20 protein-coding genes are annotated in these 24,224 nt (G+C 49.1%); 15 read left to right on the top strand and 5 right to left on the bottom strand.

The window, feature by feature from the left end; translation table 11 throughout:
- Window positions 1-14: 14 nt before the first annotated feature.
- From K300_RS16130 to K300_RS0107095, 3 genes are all read right to left on the bottom strand, one after another.
- Window positions 15-2,168 carry an ATP-binding protein gene (locus tag K300_RS16130; RefSeq protein WP_022850977.1) on the bottom strand — a complete coding sequence of 718 codons (2,154 nt, stop codon included), beginning with the start codon at window positions 2,166-2,168 and terminating at the stop codon, window positions 15-17.
- 168 nt (window positions 2,169-2,336) lie between these two features.
- Window positions 2,337-2,687 (bottom strand): DUF2325 domain-containing protein, encoded by a 351-nt coding sequence (locus K300_RS0107100; protein WP_022850976.1) that lies wholly within the window; start codon window positions 2,685-2,687, stop codon window positions 2,337-2,339.
- A gap of 192 nt (window positions 2,688-2,879) precedes the next feature.
- On the bottom strand, window positions 2,880-5,486 hold the full coding sequence (locus K300_RS0107095; RefSeq protein WP_022850975.1) for a cache domain-containing protein: 2,607 nt from the start codon (window positions 5,484-5,486) through the stop codon (window positions 2,880-2,882).
- A 412-nt stretch (window positions 5,487-5,898) separates the two neighbouring features.
- Between K300_RS0107095 and K300_RS0107090 the strand changes: the two genes are divergently transcribed.
- The 12 genes from K300_RS0107090 (at window position 5,899) to K300_RS14915 (ending at window position 19,750) form a co-directional block, all read left to right on the top strand.
- Window positions 5,899-7,194 (top strand): OmpP1/FadL family transporter, encoded by a 1,296-nt coding sequence (locus tag K300_RS0107090; RefSeq protein ID WP_022850974.1) that lies wholly within the window; start codon window positions 5,899-5,901, stop codon window positions 7,192-7,194.
- A 64-nt stretch (window positions 7,195-7,258) separates the two neighbouring features.
- Entirely contained in the window at window positions 7,259-7,801 is a 543-nt protein-coding gene (locus K300_RS0107085; protein WP_022850973.1) for a hypothetical protein, read from the top strand.
- Between the two features lie 131 nt (window positions 7,802-7,932).
- A complete protein-coding gene (locus K300_RS0107080) occupies window positions 7,933-8,745 on the top strand; it encodes a M15 family metallopeptidase (RefSeq protein ID WP_022850972.1) in 813 nt (270 codons plus the stop codon).
- 9 nt (window positions 8,746-8,754) lie between these two features.
- Window positions 8,755-10,005, top strand: coding sequence for a YhjD/YihY/BrkB family envelope integrity protein (locus tag K300_RS0107075; RefSeq protein ID WP_022850971.1), 1,251 nt, complete (start codon window positions 8,755-8,757; stop codon window positions 10,003-10,005).
- Window positions 10,006-10,053: 48 nt separating this feature from the next.
- Window positions 10,054-10,479, top strand: coding sequence for a response regulator transcription factor (locus tag K300_RS16125; protein WP_022850970.1), 426 nt, complete (start codon window positions 10,054-10,056; stop codon window positions 10,477-10,479).
- A gap of 348 nt (window positions 10,480-10,827) precedes the next feature.
- Window positions 10,828-13,011, top strand: a complete 2,184-nt coding sequence (locus tag K300_RS14920; protein ID WP_022850969.1) for a heavy metal translocating P-type ATPase — start codon at window positions 10,828-10,830, stop codon at window positions 13,009-13,011.
- Window positions 13,011-13,220 (top strand): copper chaperone CopZ, encoded by a 210-nt coding sequence (copZ, locus tag K300_RS0107060; protein WP_022850968.1) that lies wholly within the window; start codon window positions 13,011-13,013, stop codon window positions 13,218-13,220. Before K300_RS14920 ends, copZ begins: the two co-directional genes overlap by 1 nt.
- Window positions 13,217-13,474, top strand: coding sequence for a metal-sensitive transcriptional regulator (locus tag K300_RS0107055; protein WP_022850967.1), 258 nt, complete (start codon window positions 13,217-13,219; stop codon window positions 13,472-13,474). Before copZ ends, K300_RS0107055 begins: the two co-directional genes overlap by 4 nt.
- A 309-nt stretch (window positions 13,475-13,783) precedes the next feature.
- A complete protein-coding gene (locus K300_RS0107050) occupies window positions 13,784-14,869 on the top strand; it encodes a type IV pilus twitching motility protein PilT (RefSeq protein ID WP_022850966.1) in 1,086 nt (361 codons plus the stop codon).
- Window positions 14,869-16,449: an NFACT RNA binding domain-containing protein gene (locus tag K300_RS0107045; protein WP_022850965.1), complete on the top strand. Its 1,581-nt coding sequence runs from the start codon at window positions 14,869-14,871 to the stop codon at window positions 16,447-16,449. The genes K300_RS0107050 and K300_RS0107045 overlap by 1 nt, the downstream gene beginning before the upstream one ends.
- Before the next feature lie 78 nt (window positions 16,450-16,527).
- Window positions 16,528-19,365 carry a cache domain-containing protein gene (locus K300_RS0107040; protein ID WP_022850964.1) on the top strand — a complete coding sequence of 946 codons (2,838 nt, stop codon included), beginning with the start codon at window positions 16,528-16,530 and terminating at the stop codon, window positions 19,363-19,365.
- Window positions 19,366-19,450: 85 nt separating this feature from the next.
- On the top strand, window positions 19,451-19,750 hold the full coding sequence (locus K300_RS14915; RefSeq protein ID WP_022850963.1) for an FAD assembly factor SdhE: 300 nt from the start codon (window positions 19,451-19,453) through the stop codon (window positions 19,748-19,750).
- On the opposite strand, the gene K300_RS14910 is transcribed toward K300_RS14915, so the two are convergent.
- Window positions 19,741-21,417, bottom strand: a complete 1,677-nt coding sequence (locus tag K300_RS14910) for a putative bifunctional diguanylate cyclase/phosphodiesterase (RefSeq protein WP_022850962.1) — start codon at window positions 21,415-21,417, stop codon at window positions 19,741-19,743. The genes K300_RS14915 and K300_RS14910 overlap by 10 nt on opposite strands.
- 139 nt (window positions 21,418-21,556) lie before the next feature.
- Between K300_RS14910 and K300_RS0107025 the strand changes: the two genes are divergently transcribed.
- From K300_RS0107025 to K300_RS0107015, 3 genes are read left to right on the top strand one after another with little or no spacing between them, the layout of a single operon-like run.
- Window positions 21,557-21,859: a hypothetical protein gene (locus K300_RS0107025; protein WP_022850961.1), complete on the top strand. Its 303-nt coding sequence runs from the start codon at window positions 21,557-21,559 to the stop codon at window positions 21,857-21,859.
- Window positions 21,856-22,845 (top strand): 2-hydroxyacyl-CoA dehydratase family protein, encoded by a 990-nt coding sequence (locus tag K300_RS0107020; RefSeq protein ID WP_022850960.1) that lies wholly within the window; start codon window positions 21,856-21,858, stop codon window positions 22,843-22,845. The genes K300_RS0107025 and K300_RS0107020 overlap by 4 nt, the downstream gene beginning before the upstream one ends.
- Window positions 22,838-23,584: an acyl-CoA dehydratase activase gene (locus K300_RS0107015; protein ID WP_022850959.1), complete on the top strand. Its 747-nt coding sequence runs from the start codon at window positions 22,838-22,840 to the stop codon at window positions 23,582-23,584. Before K300_RS0107020 ends, K300_RS0107015 begins: the two co-directional genes overlap by 8 nt.
- On the opposite strand, the gene K300_RS0107010 is transcribed toward K300_RS0107015, so the two are convergent.
- On the bottom strand, window positions 23,581-24,198 hold the full coding sequence (locus K300_RS0107010; protein WP_022850958.1) for a flagellar hook-basal body protein: 618 nt from the start codon (window positions 24,196-24,198) through the stop codon (window positions 23,581-23,583). The two genes, K300_RS0107015 and K300_RS0107010, sit on opposite strands and share 4 nt — an antisense overlap.
- Window positions 24,199-24,224: the final 26 nt, after the last annotated feature.

The raw sequence follows: 24,224 nt of genomic DNA, 5'->3' as shown, positions 1-24,224 counted from the left end.
CAGGCTCCCCTTTATCAGTTTTTACCGAAGACCGATGCCTTGTTAAGCGTAACAGTGAAGCTGGCCCCTTCCTCTGTGTTCTCACAGATGATTCGACCCTCCATATTGTTTTCGATGATAACCTTGGACATGTATAGACCTATGCCTACCCCCTGCCCCTCGTCCTTGGTGGAGAAGTAGGGCTCAAAGATCCTTCCCCTGATATCCTCGGGAATCCCGGTTCCGTTGTCTGAAACGGTGATGTTTATCGTTTCCCCTTCCGGCGTGACGATGACCTTGATTATGCCTTGTTCCTGATTCTTGTTATTGGAGCGTGCCTCAAGGATCGCATCCCGTGAGTTGCTTATGAGATTAAGAAGAACCTGCTTGAATTCGTTGGGGTAGCCGTAGCATGTTACGCATTCTATCCCTGTGGGTATCTCTATGCTGTTTCCTGTGAATTTAACTTCCTCGTCCATGTAGTATACAGCTAGCTGCACACTGTTATTTATAAGCTGGGGGTGGACGAGGGAAAGGACCTCACGAATAATCTCACACAGGTCGAAGATCTCTTTCTCTTTGTCCGGCTTGAAGAAGTTTCGGAAGTCGTCGATGGTTTTAGACATGTAGGAGATCTGCTCCATGGATTTGTTGCGGAAGGACTCTATATACTCCCGGTTCAGCTCGCTGTAGTCGTAGGCATCCTCCACATCCTGGATATAGAGACCAATCGTTGTAAGGGGCTGGCGCCACTGGTGGGCGATGGCATTGATCATCTGTCCCATGGAGGCCAGCTTGGACTGCTGCATAAGGAGTTGTTCCTGCATTCGGTTATGCTCAACCTCTTCCTGTACACGTTTTTCGAGATCCCGCTTCTTCTGGGCGAGGATCTGCTGTGTTTTGCGCCGTACGGTAACGTCCCTGATGATCATCTGCACAAGGGGCCCCTCGGGGGTTTTGAAGCTGCTTACGGAGATCTCTGCGGTGAACTTATCGCCGTTTTTCCGGTACATATCCCTTTCGTAAACGGATTTTTCATCCTGGCGGTAGAGGTCGCTTCCATCGGATGTTTCGGCATCTGAGAATACGTAGGTTATCCTGCGCCCCACAAGCTCATCGAAGGTGTAGCCCATCTGGCTGAGGAGTTCGTTGTTAACGTCGATGATGTAGCCTTCGTAGTTGAAGATAACGATGGGATCGTTGGAGGAATGGAACAGGTTGCTGAACTTCTGCTCGCTCTTGGCAAGCTCATCCTGGATACGCTTTCGCTCTTCGATCTCATCCTTCAGGGAGACATTGCTCTTGAGAAGCTCCCTCGTTTTACGTTTTATCTTTAGTTCAAGGTATATAGCTGTGAGAACGGCGATAATAAGAGGTATACCGAGACCTAAAAAGATCCATTTAAGGTAGGGGAAGTATTTCTTAATGCCGCTTACGCCCATCCATCTGTCCAGCGACTGATGGTAGATTGAGTTCTCGTTATCCTTCAGTTTTTTAAGGTGTTTGTCGAGGAGATCCGCAACAAGAACTCCCTTCTGACTGCCCAGGGGCATTGCAAAGCGTATCTCTATGGGGTGTATAAGGATCGGGGTTCTTGTGACACGGTATTTATTCTCGTAGAGCTGCCCGAAGAGACGGCTTACCAGACCAGCATCCGCCTTCTTTGTGCTTACCATCTCGATAATCTCTTTGTAACTCTCCGCAAAGATGAAGGCACATTTAACGTTGAAGGCCTTGGAGAGCCTGTTCAGTCCTTGGTCGCTGCGGAAATAGATGTCATCCTCAAGGACTGCGATGGTCTTTTTGTTTAGGTCTGGTATGGACTGGATTTTCAGCTCGGGCTGGGTGTATACCTGTCCCCAGTTTGTCAGGATGGTCTCTTCGTTGTATTGGTATATCTTTGCCCGTTCTTTTGAATATGCGATGGGGAAAAGGGCGTCGATCTCTCCCTGCTTAAGTCGGTTTAGGGTCTCGTTCCAGGTGCCGAAGATGTAGTTGATCTTCAGGTTCTCTTTATCTGCGACATAGTCTAGGATATCAACACCTATCCCCTGAGCCTCCCCTTTCTTGTTCAGGCTTATCATAGGGGGGTTATCGTATATCCCGACATTTACTACCATCTTTTCAGAAGCACTCGCAACCGTTGAGAAGGCTAGTGCCAGCAAGAGAAGTGCAGCTATTAGTCTCATTTTCACCGCCGGAAATAAAAACATGTAAAATGGTATTATTATTTAAAATAAATCTAGCACATTATTGACCTTTTTGAAATAAAAAAGCCGGAGCTTTAGGGGCTCCAGCAATGCTGTGTGGTATTCTCAGGAGGTTCTGAGCTTTGAAAGCTTTTTAACTTTTTGAGCTTACTGGTTCGAAGCTTCCTTAAATTTTTCGCAATTGAGACAGTTAACAGAGCATACGCCCTGCTCCATACAGGTGATGCAGTCGTTTATACTGTCCTCCACACTGCTTACACTGCAGTTGTGGATCTGGAAGAGGGGGACATCCTTCTGCTTTGCTATGCTCCTAGCTTTGTTTGCTACACCGTGGGCTATATTTGAGGTGAGCAGAACGATGGCATCGGAGTTCGAAAGTATATCATCTATGTGCTTCTGTTTTTTCAGGATGACCTTAGTTCTTACACCCTTCTTCTTTCCTGCTTTTATGTAATCCCTTTTCAGTCTGTCGAGTCCGCCTACTACTGATACGGTCATGGTGACCTCCCTAAATAAGTTTTACTCATCTAACATGATTAAATATACTGCACAGCTAGGGTATTGTCAATATAAACCGGAAAATAATTATCGAATAGTATTGAAAAAGCTTGATGGCTTGAGCCAGTGGTTGCAGAAGATATATGATACTAATAGTTTAGCCTGATTGTAGGCTTGGAGATGAGCAGGGTTTTACGTGGATTCCTTGAGCGATATGATAAATTCCGCACCCTTTGAGCTGTTTCTTGCGGTGAGTTTTCCGTTCATATTGTTCTCAATGATTACCTTCGCCATATAAAGCCCTATGCCCGTTCCCTTCTGGGTATCCTTTGTTGTGTAATAGGGCTCAAAGATCTTTGTAAGCTCACTCTCGGGGAGCCCCCCACCGGTATCTTTGATGGCGATCCTTACGTCGCCCCCCTCTGCATTAACATCTATGAAAACAAGCCCCTGGTAATCGTGTCCATGGTTTTTGCGCTGGTGTATTATCTCGTCCTTACTGTTGTTTATGATATTCAGGATAACGTGCTTGAACTCGTTTGGGTATCCGTCCACATATATGCTGTGGTGTGCCTGCCTGTGGAGCATCCCCCGCTCGATGAGCTTTGTTATCTGGGCGATATCGAGATAGATGCGCTCACCTCTTCGGCTGGTGAGGTTAATGTCGATCATGTTGTTGTTCAGGGAGGAGGATACGAGGGTTATGACCTCTATTATGGCCAGTGTTACATCCATACGCTCCATCGATTTGCTGGGGCGGAAGAAGTTGCGGAAATCGTCTATGGTCATGGACATATGGTTTATCTGTTTCATGGCGAGGGGGACAGCTTCTTTTATGTATGCCTCATCCAGTTCTCCAAACTCCTGCGCTTCCTCGATATCCTGAATGATGATTGCAAGGGCGTTGAGGGGCTGTCTCCACTGATGCGCAATCGCCCCTATCATCTCCCCCATTGCGGCCATCTTTGCCTGCTGGGTGAGGAGCTGTTCCTGTTTTCTCAGTTTTGAAGTCTCCTCATAGACCTTTTCCTCTAGGTTTCGGTTGAAGTTTTCAAGCATCTTGTTCTTTTCGTTCAGCTCCTCGGTTCTTTCGTCCACCCTTTTTTCAAGTATATCGTAGGCGCTTTGGAGCGAGTCTTCCCAGATCCTTCTTTTGAAGGTGTTTGCGATTATATCGCTGAAGATCTTAAGGGAGTTTGTTTTATTCTCTATATCCCTTCCCGTTTCTTCGAAAAACTCGAACAGGATGAATGAATCCTTCTCGGTCTCCACACTCATGGGGATTGTGAGGAAGGACTCAGTTCCTCGTCCTTTAAAGAACTCGGCATCGGTATCTGCCGTACCGAAAATATCGCTTAGACTTTTGATGTGGACGCTTCTGAACATTTTGAGTTTCTTTTCAAGCCATGGGAGGGATTTGTCCATGGGGATCCTCTCCCCGCTGGAGAATCTGCCATCCACACTCCATGAGTATGTGCATTTTGCAGTTTTGCTGTCCACCATGGAGAAGATGGAGACACGCCCCGAGCCCAGGGTTCTGCATATCCTTTCCAGTGCGAAGATAATTGATGTTCCGGAGTTTTCCCCTGTTGTATTTATGAATCTGGTGGATATGTCGGAGACAACCTTCTCGATCTCCAGGCTGCGGATAAGGTTTTTTTCCGCTTCCTCTCTTTTCAGGATATCCTTTTGAAGCCTGCTTTGGTACTCCTCCAGCTTCTCCATATATGAGTTGAATATCTCGGCGAGCTCGCCTGTCTCATCCTCTGCACGTACATTCATTCTCACGGATGTGTCCGTTTCTGCCTTTTTGAGGGTCCGGGTCAGTTCCTTGATGGGGTTCAGGATGGATGATGATACCCATAGGGAGGCGAGAATCATGAGTGCAAGGGAGAGGGTGAGGATCCCCACAAAGTATGCCCGGATGGTGTAAAGAGGGCTGTATATTTCATCTATGTAGCTTGAGGTTGCGGCAATCCAGCCGAGCCATGGTATATACCGGTGGCTGGCAACCTTCTCCCTGCTAGCGTCCTCACCGGGGTTTTTCCACGGGTAGTATGTTCGTCCATTCCTTTTCTCAACAAGTTCTTTGATAAAATAACGCCCTGTGGCATCCTTGCTTTCCATTACCGAGGTATTGTCGAGGACGGGATGCACAACGATGTAGCCTTCTGTATCGATGATATAGGAGTATCCGCTGGTTCCGAATCTCCTGGATAGTATATCCCGGCGGACAGAATCACTGCGGATGCTGTCTTTAAAGGCCTTGAGTGGAACAGCCGTAACCATGATCCATCCGCGATAAGGTATTACAACGGTATGGGTCATGTAAGGCTCGCCGTTGAAAAGAATCTGCCTGAATTCACCAGGCTCAGTATCCGGCATCACAGGTGGTGATATGCCGCCGGTATAGCTGAGCCGCTTGCCGGCGGGACTCTTGATGACAGCAAACCCCCCTTCCATGGGGCTGTTTACAGCTCTTTCCTGTATCTGTAGTGAGGCTTCGGCGGGGGTAATCACGCCGGTGGATTCAAGTTCATTAATGTAGTTAAGCTGCCGGAGGCGTTCGGAGTTTATACCCTCAAGCCTTTGTACTGCAGCTGTTTCAATGGCTGTTTCTATATACTCAGCAAGGCTTTCTGCGGTTCTGTCCAGTTGTTTGCCGATCCTGTCTTCAATCTCCGACTTAATAAACTGGTAGAGGATTATTCCGCTTATAAAAAGAATGCACAGCGTAACCGAGGAGGTGGCAAGTAGGATTTTATTTCTTATACTGTTGCGTATATTGTTGATAATCATATTCTTACTTGTTTACCTGCGGTTGAGTATCCATGCTTCTCACCTTGGAGTATGAGTATTGTTATTCAGCTCTCAGGCTGGATTACGGAATCATTTGTTAGTAAGGGAATTATATACTATCAATACGGATTTTCATAGAAAGATGTAAACTCCTAATATTGGGATAAATGTGTCAATTCTAGCTTACTACATAGCTTTGGAACGTTCATTATAAGGGAGAATGGACTATATTTGAATGGTTTAGGAATGAGGGGCTATGCTTCATAAGTTGTCACAATTTTTCCACTTGCAAATATTAAAACTTTATCATAAAACTTTTAAGGCTTTGTGGAGCAGGTTCGCAAAATATTTAACTTAAGCTGAAACTGACTCACCATGACTGTCCATACACTATTTACTACAGGAGATGCTTATGCTTAAGCGGATGTTTCTATACGCTGTTTTTCTTATGATGCTTGTGCCTTCAACGGTTTTAGCAAGCGGTTTTGCTATTAACGAGCAGGGGGCAAAGGCCCTTGGAATGGGTGGAGCATTTGCCGCTCAGGCGGATGACCCCACTGCTGTTTACTATAATCCCGCTGGTATAACCCAGCTTGAGGGGACCCAGTTCTCCATCGGTGCTGCTGTTATTACACCCTCTGTAAGCTTCGAAAGTGACGGTACAACCACCGTACCCGGAGCCTACGCCGGTGAGGACACAACCACCGAGGACAGGATTTTCATCGTTCCCAACATGTACATAACCCATAAGGTTTCCGACAGGTTCAGCATCGGTCTCGGATCCTTCACAAACTTCGGCCTCGGAACGGACTGGCCCGATAACTGGGAGGGTTCATTCCTCATAGGCGGAACAAATGCAGAGATCAAAACCTACACGCTGAACCCCGTTGTTGCCCTTGAGGCCTCGGACAAGTTGAGCCTCTCCTTCGGCTTCTTCTATCAGCAGGTAGATGTAAACCTTGAAAGCAGGCTTGCTCCTATAATGCACCCCGTTCTCGGTGAGCTGCACAGGGAAACCGATCTTATATTCAACACCGAAAGCGGTGAATACGGCTACAATGTCGGCCTGCTCTATGAGGTTAACAAAAACTGGAAGGTAGGCTTCAGCCACCGTTCCTCCGTTAAGCACACCACGAAGGGTGATGTTAAAACCAGTGACAACGAGCTTATACCCGCCCTTGGAGCACGTCCCTATGATGCCTACAACACCGATGTAACGGCTGACCTTACACTCCCCGCCGTAACGTACCTCGGAACAGCATACACAAGGGATAAGCTCACTGTGGAGTTTGATATTCAGTTCACTGAATGGTCCAGCTACGACCAGCTTGAGTCTGTTGAGGTGGGTCTCAGTAAGGACAAGGACTGGAATGATGCCCTTGCGCTCCGTCTCGGCGGACAGTACAGCTTTAATGAGATGTTTGACCTCCGTCTCGGACTTGTGAGGGACTACTCCCCCGTACCCGATGAAACCGTTGACCCCATGCTCCCCTCCGGCGACAGATGGCTTTACACTATCGGTGCCGGTCTTAATTTCGGCGACCTCGGTATCGACCTTGCATATAACTACCTCCAGGATGAGGCTAGGGATTACGATAACCAGGCGGGTGATTTCGAGTACCCCGCAGGCGTTCCCCAGCATATGGAAGGAACCTACAAAGACAACTACGCTCACATCTTTGCTGTGAACGTTAAATACAAGTTCTAAATTTTATCGAGGGGCCATTTCTGGCCCCTTTTTCTTTTCCCCATTTTTAAGCTATAATATAAATATGAAGATAGTTATCATAACCGTGCTTACCGCTCTGTTTATGACATCGGGTTGCGACTTCTCCCTGTTCCTGCAGACGGAGAACGCAAAGCTGATAATAAACGACAGCGACAACGATGATTTCGATAACGGAACCCTCAGCTATATCCATGAGCTGATACCAGTGGACAGCTCCCTGGAGGGGATTCTTGTTTTACCAGGGGCGAACTTTGCCGATATAAAAGAATATACCGACAGGGGGGCGGAGCTTGGCATGCCCGTTTTCGTCTGCGGAGAGTGTCCGGAACATATGGCGGAAAGCGTTGTTTGTGAAGGTGGAACGCCCCAAACAGGGGGCGTTGTGGAGCTTAGTGCGGCTGCCTCCTTGTCGTGTAAAGGGGAGGGGGCGGATGTTGTGCTCCACGACCCATGCTCAGAAAACAGGCCTCCCACAGGTATGGTTTTCGCACACCCTTCAAAGGAATGCAGTCTCAGAGGGGAGGAGCTCGCCGCCTACGCCCTGACCGAGGGGTATGCAGGTGTATCCGTACCACTGCTCAGATGACGATCATGCTTGAAAATCAACTCTGTATGTTTTAAAAGTAAGGGTATAAACAGGGGAAGCTTCCCCAGGGATTTTGGTTAATGGACTCATCAAGAAGAATCATTTTGAAGGCCGGCGCAATCGGAGCTTTAATGCTCAGCGCCGGAGGTGTGTCCGCCTCCATGTTCCCCGGGTTTGGTGAGGGAGAAGAGCCGGAACCCCTCTGCAGAGAAACCGATAAGAACAGGTTCAACAGGGAATACTTCAAAAAAATCCAGGATTTCGACAGGACTTACAGCGATGATATCCACGCCTCCATGTATGACTTTAAGCTACTCTGCTCCGTACAGAAGAAGCTGAAAGCCCTGCAGGGGTATGTGGGCTACGGTAACTTTAATATCCTCAACTTCGATGACGCACTCACCCTTATGGACAGGGCTGGAAGGCTTGATACATTCACAAGGGATGAGCACGATTTTATAGAGAGAACCTTTTACAGGAACGCCGCCGAATACGGTTTCTACGGTGAAAAGATCCTTACGGAACTCACCCTCAGGGTGGATGAGAACAGGATGGTCAAGGTTCCCGGAACTGGACATTATATCTATAAAGGCGAGGCGTACGATACGTATCGAAAGATAACCGGAGAGATGAAGACGCTGACCCTAACCTCCGGTGTACGAAGCGTTGTAAAGCAGATGTACCTGTTCTTCAGTAAGGCTGTGGAAACTAAGGGCAACCTCAGCCAGGCCTCCCGTTCACTCGCTCCTCCGGGGTATTCGTACCACGGATGCAGTGACTTCGATGTGGGTATAAAAGGCTGGGGGTACGCCAACTTCACAGATAAGTTTGCCACCACAAGGGAGTACTCGAGACTGTTGGAATCCGGCTACATGAGGATCCGCTATGACCGTAAAAACCCCTACGGCGTCCGTTTTGAGCCGTGGCACGTCAAAGTGGTTTAGAGAGGAGCCGTGCGCATACTCGAAACCTTCAGCCAAAAGCTATATATCGCCTTCAACCGATACTACGAAAACGAACTGACAAACCACGCCGGCGCTGTTGCCTACTACTTTCTTCTGTCAATAATCCCCATTATACTGGTGATGCTGACAATATTTGATACGGTGCTTAAGAGCTACCCCGGATTCAGCAGGGTATTCTTTGAGTTTTTAACCTCCATAAGTGCTTTCCTTAACGAGGATTTTTTGCATGAGATGGGTATCGGTTCGAAGATTAAGGGAGCCTTCAGCGTATTTGGTGTTTTGAACCTGCTTTGGATGTCCAGGCTTATCCTGAACTCCTTCCAGCGGGCGTTCGATGTAATCTTCCCCAGCAGCAAGAGCCGGAACTTCTTTATGACGAACATTATCTCTATCTTCATAATACCGGGGCTCTTCATCGTAATAACAGCATTCGTACTGCTGCGCTTTGCGGCGATACACATAGAGAACTTTTTCATGTCCATAGGTTTTTCCGCTGGTCTTTCCGGCTTCCTGCGCCTTGTGGGCCTTCTTATTCCAGCCTCCGCTGCCTTCGCCTTCGCCTTTTTCACCTACAGGTTCCTACCCGTAAAAAAGCCCAGCAATAATGCCGCTCTGCAGGGGGCCGGCCTGTTTATTGTTCTGGTTATGGTGTTGAAGCTCTTTTATACTCTTTTCACCCAGACGGCGGATCTGAGTATGATCTACGGCTTCATCGGAACTGTTATCCTCCTACTGCTTTGGGTTTATTTCGCCTGTCAGCTCTTTTTTATCTGTGCGGAGTTCACCTACGTCTCCGACAGCCTTGACCTGCTGGTTATAAACAAGATCCTCGACATCGATATGTCGGGTGGGAGAAAGCGTTTGGAGAGCTTCCTTTTCGGCAGGCTTGGTGCTGTATATGAAAGGTATGCGGACTACCACCGTGAAGGGGAGGTCTTGTTCCATCAGGGGGACGAGTCTAAAACTATTTATTACGTATACACAGGCTCCGTCGAGATAAGGAGGGCTGGAACGCCTGATTCGATAAGCAGTGTACGCAAAGGGGAGATCTTTGGCGAGATGGCATATCTCATAGACTGCCCCCGAACGGCAACGGCGGTTGCGGCGGAGAATTCCGTTATATTCAGCCTCGATCCCGATCTTTTTGATGAGCTTCTGCGGATCAATCATGCACTCTCCTACAGGATAATCAACATCCTTTCCAAAAGGCTAAAGGCAACAGATGAAAAAGTCTTTTGATAACAGGGTCAGGGGTATATACTATTCTTAGTAAGAGAGGAGGTGAATGTGGCTCTCAACGTCTCCGAGGCGATGAAATCCGCCTTCAAACAGCTTTCTGTGCTCTTTGTGGAGGATGACAAGAACGCCCGTGAATCCATGTCTGTCATACTCGGCCAGATCTTCGGCAGGGTGGAGCTGGCGGCGGATGGTTGCGAAGGTCTTGAAATATACAAGAACAGAGAATCCGATATAATATTGACAGATCTCTGGATGCCCCTGAAAAGCGGTATAGATATGATACGTGAGATACGTGATCTTAACCTCGACAGCGTTGTGGTTGTTATGTCTGCCTATGATATACCTAACTACGATAAGCAGGTGGAGGGTCTCAATATCGAATGTTTCCTCAAAAAGCCCTTCTGTCTTGAAGACCTTGAGGACTGCCTTGTTCATGTTGCCACCAAAGCGGCCAAGACAAAGGGGCTCGTCTGACAAAACCTGCCCAGGCTGTTTCCTCTGTCTCCTTCCCTGAGTATAACTATTTGCTCTGTTTGTTGGCTGTTTATTGCATGGTTTGATTCCTCACATCCCGGAACCCCTTTTGGGTTTTACTGAGCCCCCTGAGTGGCAATATTCCGGATGCCGCTGAAGCGAATCTTTCGATGATGCTTGTATATGCCCAGCCTGACTTTCCTTCAGGAATTGACTACGAAAAAATTACAAAAGTCCCCTTGAACTGAATCGGTAAAAGGATTATTCTAGTCCCATGAAGATACCCATACGGGGTATAGGTATACTCTGCTGGATTCCGGCATTACAATAGATAAGAAAGGCGGTTGCATGAGTGATAATACAAAAAACACCAATGAAATACGACTCGATGTGACGGGGATGACATGCGCTGCATGCTCAGCCCGAATCGAGAAGAAGCTTTCTAAAAAAGATGGAGTTTCAGAGGTTGCTGTCAACCTCTCCACTGGTAAAGCCCGTGTTGTGTACGATGAAAATGCCCTGAACGTAGATGATATCACCTCATACATAAGCGACATCGGTTACGGTGCAAGGGAGGAGTCCGGCGAGATCGAGGTTGGTGACAGGCTCCTCAAGCCCGTTCTTCTTATATCCATCCTGCTCACTCTACCCCTTTCATTGGGTATGTTCGCCCATGTGGTCGGTTTCGAGGCATACCCCGATTTTATAATGAGTCCACCCGTGCAGTTTGCCCTTGCAGGAATTGTGCAGGTGCTAGGAGGATGGCGCTTTTACATAGGCGCATACAAGAATCTCAGGCACGGCTCGGCGAATATGGATGTGCTTGTTGCCATGGGAACCACCACTGCCTTTGTATACAGTGTTTTCAATGTATTTACAGGCGGGCCCCTCTATTTCGAAACCTCGGCGATGCTCATAACCCTTGTTCTTCTTGGTAAATACCTTGAATCCGCCGCAAAGGACAGAACCGCCTCTGCCCTTCATAGCCTCATGGAGCTTGGCGCAAAAAAGGCCAGGGTGGAACGTGAGGGGGGCGAGGTTGAGATCGATGCCGCAGAGGTTAAAGAGGGTGATGTCATAGTTGTCCGCCCCGGCGAGAAGATACCTGTGGACGGTCAGATTATAGATGGAAGCAGCTATATAGATGAATCGATGGTAACCGGAGAGAGCGTGCCTGTATTCAAGCAGGAGGGCTCTGCGGTTACGGGAGCTACGGTTAACGGAAACGGCAGGCTCCGCTTTAGGGCAACGGCTGTGGGTGAGAACACCATGCTCTCCCGTATCGTCAAGATGGTGGAGGAAGCGCAGGAGAGCAAAGCGCCAGTCCAGAGGATGGCGGATGCGGTCTCCGCATGGTTCGTTCCAGCAGTTGTTATATTTGCTGCTCTGGCCTTTCTGGTGTGGTATTTCGGGCTCACCGGTGGAGACTTCACCAAGTCTATCATAATATTCACCAGCGTTATCGTCATAGCTTGCCCCTGCGCCCTCGGTCTTGCTACACCCACATCTGTTATGACAGCAACGGGGAGAGCCGCCAGAATGGGCGTGCTCTTCAAGGGGGGTGAGCATCTGGAGAAGCTGGGCAGGGCCGATACCCTTGTGCTTGATAAAACGGGTACTATCACCGAAGGGAAACCCTCGGTTACGGATATATATATGGCGGGGGATTTCAGCCGTGACGAACTGCTGTCCCTCACAGCGGCGGCGGAGTCCGGTTCGGAGCATCCTCTGGCCGGTGCTGTGATACGCTATTACGGCGATGATTACCCCGAAGCAACGGATATCCAGGCGGTTCCCGGCAAGGGTGTTACAGCCACCGTTAAGGGTCGCTCCGTTGCCGCCGGGAACATCTCAATGATGGATGGTGTGGAGTTCGGTTCCCTCGTAAGGATGGGGGAAGAGCTCGGCTCGGCGGGGAAGACGGTTATCTATGTATCGGTGGACGGTCAGGCGGCCGGTCTTCTTGGTGTGGCAGACAAGCTTAAGGAGGGAGCTCCCGAGATGGTTGCCATGGCGAAGGGGTTGGGTATGGATGTATGGATGCTCACAGGCGACTCCGAGCGTGCCGCAAAGGCGATTGCTTCAAAGGCGGGTATATATAACGTTATCGCCGGAGTGCTCCCCGAGGGTAAGCGTGATCATATCGCAAAACTCACCGAAGAGGGGAGCAAAACCGCTATGGTGGGTGACGGTATCAACGATGCACCATCTCTGGCGGCGGCCTATGTGGGCGTTGCCATGGGTACTGGCACAGATGTGGCGATGGAAACCGCCGGCGTTACCCTCCTGAAAGGTACGCCGCGTGAGATAGCCGCCTCCCTAGCCATAAGCAGGGCAGCTCTCAGTAATATCAAGCAGAGCCTTTTTTGGGCTCTTATATATAACACCGTGGGCATACCCCTTGCGGCGGCAGGGTTTTTAAGCCCCATAGTCGCAGGTGCGGCGATGTCCATGAGCTCCGTTTCCGTTGTGCTTAACGCACTCCGGCTTAAGCGGTGGAGCTTTGAACTAAAAACAGAAGGAGGACAATAATGGAAAGGATCGATCTTAAAGTTAGCGGAATGACTTGCGGACACTGCAAGGCGGCAGTGGAGAAAGGTGTGGGCGAGCTTGACGGAGTAGAATCCGTTGAGGTGAACCTTGAAAAGGGTGAGGCGGCCGTTAAGTACGATGCCTCTGTGCGCAGTCTTGCGGATATCAAAGAAGCCATCGAGGAAGAGGGCTACGAGGTTAAGGATTGAAACACGAAAACACCCTTGCCAGGCTTAAGAAAGCCCACGGACAGCTTGGCGGGATAATACGTATGGTGGAGGATGAGAGCTACTGCATCGATATTGTAAACCAGATTGCGGCGGTACGTGGAGCTTTGGACAGCTCCGCACTCATCATCCTTGAAAATCATATAAACAGCTGTGTAAAAAGATCCATGGAAGAGGGGGACAGCTCGGAGATAGTCGAAGAGCTTATGAAAACCCTTAAAAAGTATGTTAAATAAAGGCTTTAACCGCAGTGGAAGCACACCCTCAACGGGTGTGCTTTTTTATTTAGGCATAAAAAAGGCCGGTCCTTTTGGGGAGTTGGCGACCGGCCAATGTGTGTTAAGGAGGGGAGGGAAAACTATTACGTTTCCTTTAATTACAAAATATGTCCGCAATTCCCCGTGTCAATACAATTTATTAACAGAACATAATTAATATTGTAGCCGGGCATTGAGTGATGCGTCTTTGATCGAGGGCTTTTATGGTGTATTATTCTAATTAACCCTCCGGGGTATTACACAAATCAACACCACAGGAGTAGGCCCATGGCGAAGATAGATGCTTTCTTTAATCATATGATGGAAGAGGGGGGGAGCGACCTGCACCTTTCAGCAGGAGTTAAGCCACTGCTAAGAAAGGATGGAGAGCTTACAGAGATACCCTTCAAATACGATTTCCTCACAAACGACATGCTCAAGGAGCTCCTATCGGAGATAGCCACTCCTCTGCAATGGGAGAACTTTCAGAAGAATAAAGACCTAGATTTTGCCTATGAGATACCGGGCAAGGCTAGATTCCGTGCTAACTATATGTATCAGAAACGCGGCATAGGTGCTGTTTTCAGGATTATCCCCGAGCAGATACTCACTGTGGAACAGCTCGGTCTGCCGCCGCAGGTTCTTAACTTTGCAAACTACAGCCGGGGACTTATCCTCGTCACCGGAGCCACTGGTAGCGGTAAGTCCACAACCCTCGCTGGGATAATTGATTATATCAACAGGACAAGGGCGGACCATATCCTCACCGTGGAAGACCCGGTGGAGTTTGTGCATAGACCACAGAAGTGTCTGGTGAACCATAGAGAGGTCAGAGCGCATACGGAGAGCTTTGCAACAGCGCTTAAAGCGGCCCTGCGTGAGGACCCGGACGTTATCCTCGTCGGCGAGATGCGTGATCTGGAAACCATCGAGCTTGCCATCACCGCCGCAGAGACGGGGCACCTCGTCTTTGGAACACTCCACACCAACTCCGCCGCCAAAACGGTGGACAGGATCATCGATGTCTTCCCCACGGCGAGACAGGCGCAGATAAGGGCAATGCTCAGTGAATCTCTGAAGGGGGTTATCTGCCAGAACCTTTTCAAAAGGGTGGACAAAGGTGGGCGTGTAGCAGCCCTTGAGATTCTCTTTGTTACCGGTGCCATCGCCAACCTCATCCGTGAGGGTAAAACCTTCCAGATCCCCTCCAGTATCCAGACGGGAAGGGGTGAGGGTATGCAGCTCATGGATCAGGCAATTAAGGACCATCTTGAAGCCGGGATCATCAGCCCCGAAGAGGCTTATTCGAAATGTTTTGACAAAAAGACATTCGCCAAGTATCTCAAGGAAAAACCGGAGGATAGCGGCGAATAATGGATGGATTGACCCTCACAAAGCTTGTGCACATCACAGGCCCGAAGCTGAGGGGTTCCAGGCTTAACAGGGTCACCGTAACGGATGATTCCCTGTATTTCTCCCTTTTCGGCGAAGGGCAGATGGTTCTGCGTGTGCGCACGGGAGACGGGGTACCCGCACTGCTGAAAGCTGAAAAGCCCGATGGAGCTGTGGAGAAACGCCTTGAAACCCTTAATGGAGCAACCCTTAAAAGCTTAGGATGCAGGAAGTATGACCGTGTCATGCATATGGAACTGCTTAAACGCAGACCCAGCGGTAAGATAGTCTCATACCGTGTTATCTGCGAGCTCATCGGCAGGATGGCAAACATCTTTGTTACCGATGAGAACGGTATCGTTATATACATGCACAGCAGGAACAACCCCGATCCTGACAGGGATATAGGCATTGGCTCTGTATATACCGAGCCGAAGATGAACAAGCGGTATTCCCTTGATAATCCCCCACCAGTCGAGGATTTCAGCCTTATGACCGGTTTTTACCCCCTCACAGTAAAATACGCCGAGAGCATCATGAACCAAAAGGAGTTCAGCTTCATGGAGACCTGCATATACATAAAGAGCTGTATCTATGATGATGCAAAATTCTATGCGGATGCAAGGAGTAAGCTTGTCCCCTTCCCCGCACCCGGCGCAGAGAGGGAGGTTTCCGCCGAAGAACTGGAGAGTTTCTTCACCGTATCACGTGAGAAGCGCAAAGGAAGGGCGAAGGACAGGCTCCTCAGCTTCTATGCAAAGCAGAGAAAGAAGTACGCATCCCTTATGAAGGAGCTTCAAGAGGAGCTGAAAAGGGCGGAGGAATGGAAAGGGATACAGGCAGAGGCGGAGCTGGTGCGGGATAACATGCATCTTCTTGAGCGGGGAGAGGGGGAGATGACCCTGAACCGCTATACCGAAGAGGGGGTCGAGGAGGTAAGTTACTCACTCCCCGAGGGTGTGCACCCGAGAGAGCGGATGGACAAGCTCTTTGCCAGATCCGCAAAGCTGGAGCGGAGCATCAACAAGATAAACAACCGGATGGAAGAGGTTCGCCAGCTTCTTATGAATATAAACGAACAGATTTACTTCATAGAGGAATCCGCAGGAGAGCGTGACCTCCTTGAGCTTGAGGAGGAGATGAACGCAAAGAGCAGGACGGGGAAGAAACAGCAGTACAAGGAGAAGCAGTTCCTGACATTCTCCATGAATTGCGGTAAGGCCTATGCAGGGCGCAACTCCGTAAGCAACCACAGGCTCGTTTTCGGTTATGCAAACCCCGATGACCTGTGGTTCCACGCCCAGAAGATCCCATCATCCCATCTTATCCTTCGTTGTGACGAAAGCCCCACCGAGGAGGACATAATCAGAGCCGCCCGTATCGTTGCAGGCTACAGCAAGGCGAAGCATGACACAAAGGTTGTCGTTGACTACACCCGAAAAAAACATGTAAAGAAACCGAAGAATACTCCGCCCGGCTTTGTTATCTACCACAAGTTCAGCTCTGTAACCGTTGAACCCATGAGCGAGGAAGAGCTTTTAGATGAATCCCGAAATCAATAGTACAGGCGGAAGTGTTATGGTAATATATAATTAAAGACATATCTTTATCTTTATGACCCAGCGGATAAAAGGTGCGTATTGAATTTTTTAAAACCCACAACCCTTAGCCGTGCCGGACTGCTGAGCACAATTCTGATAATAGCCGTTTTCGGGCTGACCATTGGAGTTCTGCTCGGTTGGAACCAGTACAACACGTTTAAGGACGAATCGGTAAAGATAGACAGCCTTCTTCTCAAAGAGGGTAAGAAGCGTGTCCGCAACAGGGCGGAGAAGATCGCCTCCTTCCTGGAGCATGAGCGCAGGATCGCCGAAAGCAACATGAAGAAGGATGTCCGAAGCACGCTCCTTGAGGGTTACTCCTACGCATCATCCATATACAATAAATATAAAGACACACTCCCTAGAGAAGAGATAGAACGTAAGATTCTCGAAACATTCCGTAACTATAAGTTCGGTATGGGCAGGGGGTATTTCTTTGTTATTGATAAAGAGATGAAATCGGTCTTTAATTCAGTAAGCCCCGGTCTTGAGGGGAGAAACATTGGGGATCTCAAGGATATGCAGGGGAAGCTCTTCATTCAGGAGATGGCGGAACTCGCCGAAGATACGGGTGAGGGTTATGTGAGCTATCATTGGAAGAAACCCAGTTTCAGCGACTTTAGCTATAAAAAACTCAGCTATATAAAGATTTTCGAACCGCTTGGGTGGATCATAGGCACAGGGAGTTACCCCGATGAGATTGAGCGTGATGTTAAGGTTAGCTCACTCTTTCGTATAGATTCCCTCCTGGCCGAAGAGAACAGCTTCTATTACATAATAGCTGGGGACTGCGGAATTATGACCCATACGGACACCTCCTATATAGGACGAAACTGCTATGACCTTGAGGATGAGGTTGCAGCCAAGGCCTTTGAGGGGATACTCCGCTATGCCGTAAGTGAACATGAAGGGTTTTACGGATTTAACTGGAAGAGAACTGGTGAGGAAAACCTGCTCTCCATGGCAAGCTATAATATATACTACGCCCCGTGGGACTGGGTTATCGGCTCAGCACTGTACGTTGATGATATGCGCAAGGTTATTGATGATGGACGTGCAGAGCTTCGGCAGAATATGCGGGATCTTATGCTTATCTTTATCTTCGCCTTTGCCGGTGTATCTGTCCTAACCCTTATCTTTACAAGGTTCAACGCCATGCGTCTTGAGAGGGAGTTTGCAGCTTTTGCAGATTTCTTTGAAAGGGCGGCTGTGGAGCATGTGCAGATGGATGCTGATAAACTCCGTTACGATGATTTTCGGAGCCTTGCAGGGTATGCAAACATGATGGCATCCCAGCTTAAAAGGAAGGATGAGGAGGTCACAGTAGCCCTTGAGGAGGCGAAGAGGGCTTCCAGGGCGAAAAGCGGGCTTCTTGGCCATCTGAGCCATGAGATACGAACCCCCCTTAACGGTGTTGTGGGCTTTTTGGAGCTTCTGGAACAGACCAACCTTGATGAAGTGCAACGCAAGTATATGAATATAATCAAGGGGAGTTCTAAAAACCTCGCAGGTGTTGTGGACGACCTCCTAGACTTTTCAAAGATGGAGCAGGGCGGCCTTGAGGTAAACAGAGCTCCTTTCAAGACGTTGTCCGCCTTCGAATCCATAAGCGAACTTTTCTCCGCCATGGCCTATGACAGGGGGATGAGCTTTATCCTGTATGTTGATCCATCCCTCCCCAAGGAGCTTGAGGGTGACATACTCCGCCTTAATCAGGTACTCTCGAACCTTGTGGAGAACGCCGTGCTCTATAACAGGGATAAAGGGATAGTCTACCTCGATATCACCAGTTCAGGAGAGTCAGGGGACAGCGTCAGGGTACGTTTCGAAATAAAGGACAACGGTCTCGGTATATCACCCGAGAAGCAGAGAGAGATAAACGATGTCCTCAGCTCCAGCGCTACGGACTTCGTGAACAAATTCGAAGAGATTGGCGGTCTGGGTCTTGGTATATCCTCCGGCCTTGTGCGCCTTATGGGGGGAGAGCTTGACTATATATCCATGGAGAGAAGCGGCTCAACATTCTTCTTTGAGCTTGATTTCCCCGTGTGCGACAGCAAAGGGGTCATAGATACGGAAAGGGTAAGTGACTGCTACGCTGCTATCTATGTCAGCGATGAGCTTGGAGAACCCGAGTCCACAGAAGCACTCCTCATGCGCTACTGCAGTGAGCTCGGCAACGAGGTGACCTTCTTCTCCTCCATCTCCGACCTTGAGAAGCTTGCCTTTCTGGATGTTATCTACTACGTCTACAACCCCGAAACAAAGGACCGCTTCCTCAGCAGCAGGCGTACCCATGAAGCCGTTCCCTTTGTTATGGTGATGAACGTTAATGAGAGACATGAGGCGAAGGAGCTCCAGGACAGAGCATCCTCCATAGTTTATCAGCCCTTGGGGCTCTCAGCTGTTTATGAGACGATATATATTGCAGTGAGCATGCTGGAGGATGAGGACTATGTGGAGTCTGTCACTGGAGATGAAAAGAAGCGCAGGGGAACGTTCAGCGGGACGGCTCTAGTGGCGGAGGATAATCCCGTTAATGCGAGGATGATAAGCCTGCTTCTCCGGGAGCTTGGTTTTGAGACGGAAACAGCAGATAACGGCTACGAGGCGCTCAGCAAATTCAAGGAAAACGACTTTGTAATGGTTATTATGGATATAAACATGCCCAAGCTCAGCGGTATTGAGGCGACTAAGATGATAAAGCAGTACGAGGTAGATACGGGCAGGGATCACGTCCCGGTGATAGCCCTTACGGCGAATGCCATAAGCGGCGACAGAGAGCGGTTTATAGACGCAGGTATGGATGATTACATTGCAAAGCCCGTAAGCGTTGAAACACTGTACGAAACAATTAAAAGACACCTCCGTGCATGATTTTTCTGGAAAAATAATGGTTTAAGGCTGTATAATCCCTCCAGCTTTGATAATTCTTGTGATTAACTGCTGAGGTGCAAAAAAGATGAAAGATACACCCCTCTATAAAAAAGCTGTTTTCCAGGCGGCAAGAAGGGCGATGCTCGAGAACGAGCTTGTTCTTCGTGAATTTGTTCAGAACAACCTCCCCGAACATTACGGCGAAAAGGAGATGATAGAGCTTAACGAACTCCTTGAGGGTATTCTAGACAACGATCTCTTTGATGTTGTTATGGGAGTTAAGGAGGCGGAGGAGTTCTCCGATCGGTACAATATCGCTATACTGAAAGATATTGAAGACTTTTCAAAGGTATACAGAGAAAAGAAGAAGCTTCGTCAGGGTTGAATCATACAGCTGAAATCCCTTCCGTATCTTAGAAGCTCTGTGAAATGGGATATGGGGAGGGGTTTGCTGAAGAAGTATCCCTGAACTTCAGAACACCCCCTCTCCATAAGAAACCGGAGCTGTTCCGCCGTTTCCACACCTTCGGCCACAACCCTCATTTGCAGGCTTTTTCCCATCGCCATAACGGCTTCGGCGATGGCTTCGTTTTCGCTGTCGCCGGGGATGTTTTTAACGAACTCCCTGTCGATCTTAAGCGTCTCGATGGGCATCCGTTTGAGGTAGCTGAGGGATGAGTACCCAGTCCCGAAGTCATCAAGGGCTATCGTAACGCCGAGATCCGAAATGAGGCGCAATGTTTCGATGGTGAGATCGATGTTCTGGGCGAGCGTGCTCTCCGTTACCTCTATCTCAAGGAGCTCAGGAGGGAGTCCTGTTTCGGTCAGGGTGTTGTGGATGTGCCAGTAGAACTTTCGATCCATAAACTGCCTGGCGGAGGCATTTACGGATACTTTTATGGGCTCGAAACCCTGTTCCTGCCAGATAATGCTCTGCTCGCAGGCGGTTTTCAGCACCCAGTCGCCAATACCCACTATGAGCCCCGTCTCTTCGGCAACGGGTATGAACCTGCCGGGTGAAACTATTCCCAGATCAGGGTTCTCCCAGCGGACAAGCACCTCCGCAGATGCCATACTCCCCGTCTTTATATCGATTTTGGGCTGATAATACAGTATGAACTCGTTTTCCATCAGAGCTTTGCGCAGACCGCTTTCTACCTCAAGCCGTTCCTTAGAGCGTTCACTCATGTGCTTCGAGAAGAACTGGAAGTTGTTTCTCCCCTCACTTTTTGCATGGTAAACGGCGGAATCGGTCTTCCGCATAAGGCTTTCGGATGAATCGCCGTCCTCTGGATACAGCGTTACACCAAGGCTTGCAGTAACGATAATGTCTGTATCGTGTACTCGGAAAGGGTTGGACAAACAGGATATTATATTATTCGCAACTTTATTGATGTGATCAGGGCTGTTCAGATTCGTGATTATGAAGCCGAACTCATCCCCGCTCAGTCTTGCCGCCGTATCGCTCTTTCTGATGCATGAGTGTAATCTGGAAGCTGCCTTTTTCAGTAGCTCATCGCCGGCGGTGTGCCCTAAGGTGTCGTTAATATACTTGAAGTTGTCCAGATCGAGCATAATTATTCCGAGGGTGGATGTGTTTCTGGAGGCGTAAAGTATACTCTGGTTAAGCCTTTCACGGAAGAGTGTCCGGTTCGGCAGTCCTGTGAGGCTGTCGTAATATGCAAGATGTCGAAGCTGATCCTCGCTTTCGAGTACCTTGGAAAGGTCGAAAAAGATACCGGCGTAGAGCTCCTTGTCTACCCTTGTCACGGCGAGGGTTTTTGGAAATATTCCGCCCCCCTTGTCCTCATCCCATAGTTCACCCCGCCAGTGTCCCTTTTCCCTTAGTTCACCCCAAAGCTCTTCATAGAAGCTAGCACCCAGCATCCCCCCTTTCAGGAAGCCGCCGTTTTCGTTCATCTCTTCCTTTGTGTAACCGGTCAGCTTGGTGAATGCAGGGTTCAGCAGTTTTATATGGCCGTTATCATCGAAAACGACGAACGCCTCATTGATTTCATCGAAAAGTGTTTTAAGGAATGACTCGCTTGGCAAAATATCCTCCGACAATTAATAATAGCACAACTGTATCCTACTACTAAATAAATATATGTATTTTTTCTTTATGGTGGTTTTTTGCCAATTATGTTCATATTATGCTAATATCCGCATTTAATAATCAGGAGAGTATTAATTGAAACCTAGATGGATGCTTGTTCGAGAGGATATGACCTGGGATGAGGTCAAGTTTGAGATCAATGGTGAGGAGTGCAGCGTCTTCCTTCCTAAAAAGAGGAAGGAGATGGACTGCATAATCGAAAAAAGCAATGAGGTATCAAAGGTGTACCGTGTTCGGGATGATATGACCGATGAGATCTATGATATAGTGGATTTCTCCGAGATGGATAAGATGTTCGAGGAAAACGGCATCATCTTCCGTAACCGCAGGGGGCTTCATAACGAGGTCCGCAGGTATATCGACTTCAGCATTTCATGAAAAGAATCGGCTTCACCACAACAATCCCCGTTGAGCTTGTCATGGCCTCCGGCGGTGCTCCCTGTGATCTGAATAACGTCTTTATAACGTCGGAAAATCCGTCGGAATATATCGATTTCGCCGAAAGTGAGGGGCTTCCCCGCAATATCTGCGCATGGATTAAGGGGATCTACACCGCCGTTGTGCGAGGTGCCGTTGACGAAGTTATCGCCGTAACCGAGGGTGACTGCAGCAACTCCCACGCACTTGCAGAGCTCTTCATGGAGCAGGGGATACCTGTACACAGCTTTGCGTACCCCTTTGGCAAATCGGACCGTCTCAGCTTTCTGAAAAACGAGTTTGAAGGGCTGGCCAGCTCACTCGGAACCACCGTTGGGGTGGCCATGGAGTCCGTAAAGCGCACCGACAGGGTTCGCTCCAAACTGCGCGAGCTGGACAGGCTTACCGTGGAAGGGAGGGTTACCGGCTTTGAGAACCATATAACCCTTGTCAGCTCCACAGATTTCAACGGCGATATCGATACCTACGAAAAGGAGCTTGATGCGCTTTTGTACGATGCGAGGGGGCGTGAGCCCTCCACAAACAGCATTCGTATTGGGGTGCTCGGTGTTCCCACCATCTTTGATGATATATACGCATTCCTTGAGGAGAGGGGAGCACAGGTTGTTTTCAACGAGATTCAGCGACAGTTCTCCATACCCTCCACAAACCCCGACTACATAGCGAGATACGCCGAATATACATACCCCTATGATGTATTCACTCGCCTTGAGGATATACAGAAACAGGTGGAGGAACGCAAGATACACGGCCTTATCCACTATGTTCAGTCCTTCTGCTACCGTCAGATGCAGGATATAACAATGAGAAAGCACCTCGATGTCCCCGTTCTTACCGTTGAAGGGGATGGTCCCGGCGGGATAGACAGCCGTACACGTATCAGGGTGGAATCGTTCCTTGAGATGCTCGAGGCGAAGCATGTCTAGGGTCGGGATAGATCTCGGGAGCCGTTACGTTAAGGCGGCTGTTCTCAGGGATGAGCATGTTAAGCTTTTGCGCTGGGATACGGCGGAGTTCTACCGCAGTTTTGTCAAGCGGAGGGGGGGGGAGCTGTACATAGAGCTTGCCGCCGCCGGACTACCGGATGATACCGCTATAACCGCAACGGGATACGGACGCAACCTGATGAGCTTTGCCAACGCTAATGTTATATCCGAGATAAAGGCGCATTTCCGTGGTGCGCTTGAAGCTACGGGTGAGAGTGACTTCATACTCGTTGACGTTGGGGGGCAGGACAGCAAGGTTATATATGTAAAAGACGGCTATATCGAAGATTTCGTAATGAACGATAAATGCGCCGCAAGCACAGGGAGGTTTTTGGAGAACGCATGCAGTATACTGCATGTTTCGCTGGATGAGCTTTCCGCTATGAAGGATAAACCTGTGAAACTCAGCTCCACATGTGCCATATTCTCCGAGAGCGAGATTATCGGAAAGATTGCCGAAGGGTGCACTACAGAAGAGATTGGGGCGGGGGTGAACGAGTCCATCGCCAGACGGCTTCTACCTTTGATCAAAAGATTCCGTGCCCCAAGGATTTATGCAGCCGGGGGTGTTGCGGCAAATGGGGCACTGTTCAGTATGCTTTCGGATATGGTCGACAAAGAGATCGATATTCTTCCCGAGTCGCAATACAACGGCTGTCGGGGATGTCTCTTCTACTAGCCAACCATGTTTATGATGGTTCCGAGCATCTCGTCGTTGGACTGAGCCATGGTGATGTTTGATTTATAACCGCCAAGGGTTATCACGCTGTCCACGATCTCCCTTGCCATATCTACATTGGAGGCCTCAAGCATTCCGGTTCTTAACTCATACTGACGGTTATCCACCGGTTCGCCGAAACGATCCACGATCTCTACCTGTCCTTTCAGATCTCCGTCTGCAAAGATGTTCCCTTCGTTATCGATCTCTACCCTATCAGCAGGGCCTATGTCGTAGGCGAGAACGCTTCCGCCGGGATCCACAAGGTTCCCCTCTTCATCCATACGGAAACTGCCGGACCTTGTAAGGTCCTGCCCTGAATCGTTCTCCACACGGAAATATCCTGGACCGTCTATGGCGATGTCGAGGGGGCGGTTGGTGTTCATGAGGTAGCCGGGGGTGTCATCTGTTACAACGGAATTAACGCGCACTCCGCCTGTGGGGAGATCGGCCAGAGTAGTCCTGCCGGCCTGGAATCCGCCCGTGTTCACGTTGGCGATGTTGTTTGCCGTAACACTCTGTACTTTCTGATATGCGTTTATCGCTGTGGATGCGCTGTACAGACCTTGTAACATTGATGTCCTCCTGTTACATTATAATA

Source organism: Limisalsivibrio acetivorans, from assembly GCF_000421105.1.
GTDB lineage: Bacteria > Chrysiogenota > Deferribacteres > Deferribacterales > Geovibrionaceae > Limisalsivibrio > Limisalsivibrio acetivorans.
Note: the sequence above shows the minus strand (reverse complement) of the source record. Positions and strands in the feature narration are given on the sequence as shown.

Bases quoted from the DNA above. Each gene is read 5' to 3' on its own strand.
- K300_RS16130 (WP_022850977.1), bottom strand. From the start codon at position 2,168: ATGAGACTAATAGCTGCACTTCTCTTGCTGGCACTAGCCTTCTCAACG.
- K300_RS0107100 (WP_022850976.1), bottom strand. From the start codon at position 2,687: ATGACCGTATCAGTAGTAGGCGGACTCGACAGACTGAAAAGGGATTAC.
- K300_RS0107095 (WP_022850975.1), bottom strand. From the start codon at position 5,486: ATGATTATCAACAATATACGCAACAGTATAAGAAATAAAATCCTACTT.
- K300_RS0107090 (WP_022850974.1), top strand. From the start codon at position 5,899: ATGCTTAAGCGGATGTTTCTATACGCTGTTTTTCTTATGATGCTTGTG.
- K300_RS0107085 (WP_022850973.1), top strand. From the start codon at position 7,259: ATGAAGATAGTTATCATAACCGTGCTTACCGCTCTGTTTATGACATCG.
- K300_RS0107080 (WP_022850972.1), top strand. From the start codon at position 7,933: ATGCTCAGCGCCGGAGGTGTGTCCGCCTCCATGTTCCCCGGGTTTGGT.
- K300_RS14920 (WP_022850969.1), top strand. From the start codon at position 10,828: ATGAGTGATAATACAAAAAACACCAATGAAATACGACTCGATGTGACG.
- copZ (WP_022850968.1), top strand. From the start codon at position 13,011: ATGGAAAGGATCGATCTTAAAGTTAGCGGAATGACTTGCGGACACTGC.
- K300_RS0107050 (WP_022850966.1), top strand. From the start codon at position 13,784: ATGGCGAAGATAGATGCTTTCTTTAATCATATGATGGAAGAGGGGGGG.
- K300_RS0107045 (WP_022850965.1), top strand. From the start codon at position 14,869: ATGGATGGATTGACCCTCACAAAGCTTGTGCACATCACAGGCCCGAAG.
- K300_RS14915 (WP_022850963.1), top strand. From the start codon at position 19,451: ATGAAAGATACACCCCTCTATAAAAAAGCTGTTTTCCAGGCGGCAAGA.
- K300_RS0107020 (WP_022850960.1), top strand. From the start codon at position 21,856: ATGAAAAGAATCGGCTTCACCACAACAATCCCCGTTGAGCTTGTCATG.
- K300_RS0107015 (WP_022850959.1), top strand. From the start codon at position 22,838: ATGTCTAGGGTCGGGATAGATCTCGGGAGCCGTTACGTTAAGGCGGCT.
- K300_RS0107010 (WP_022850958.1), bottom strand. From the start codon at position 24,198: ATGTTACAAGGTCTGTACAGCGCATCCACAGCGATAAACGCATATCAG.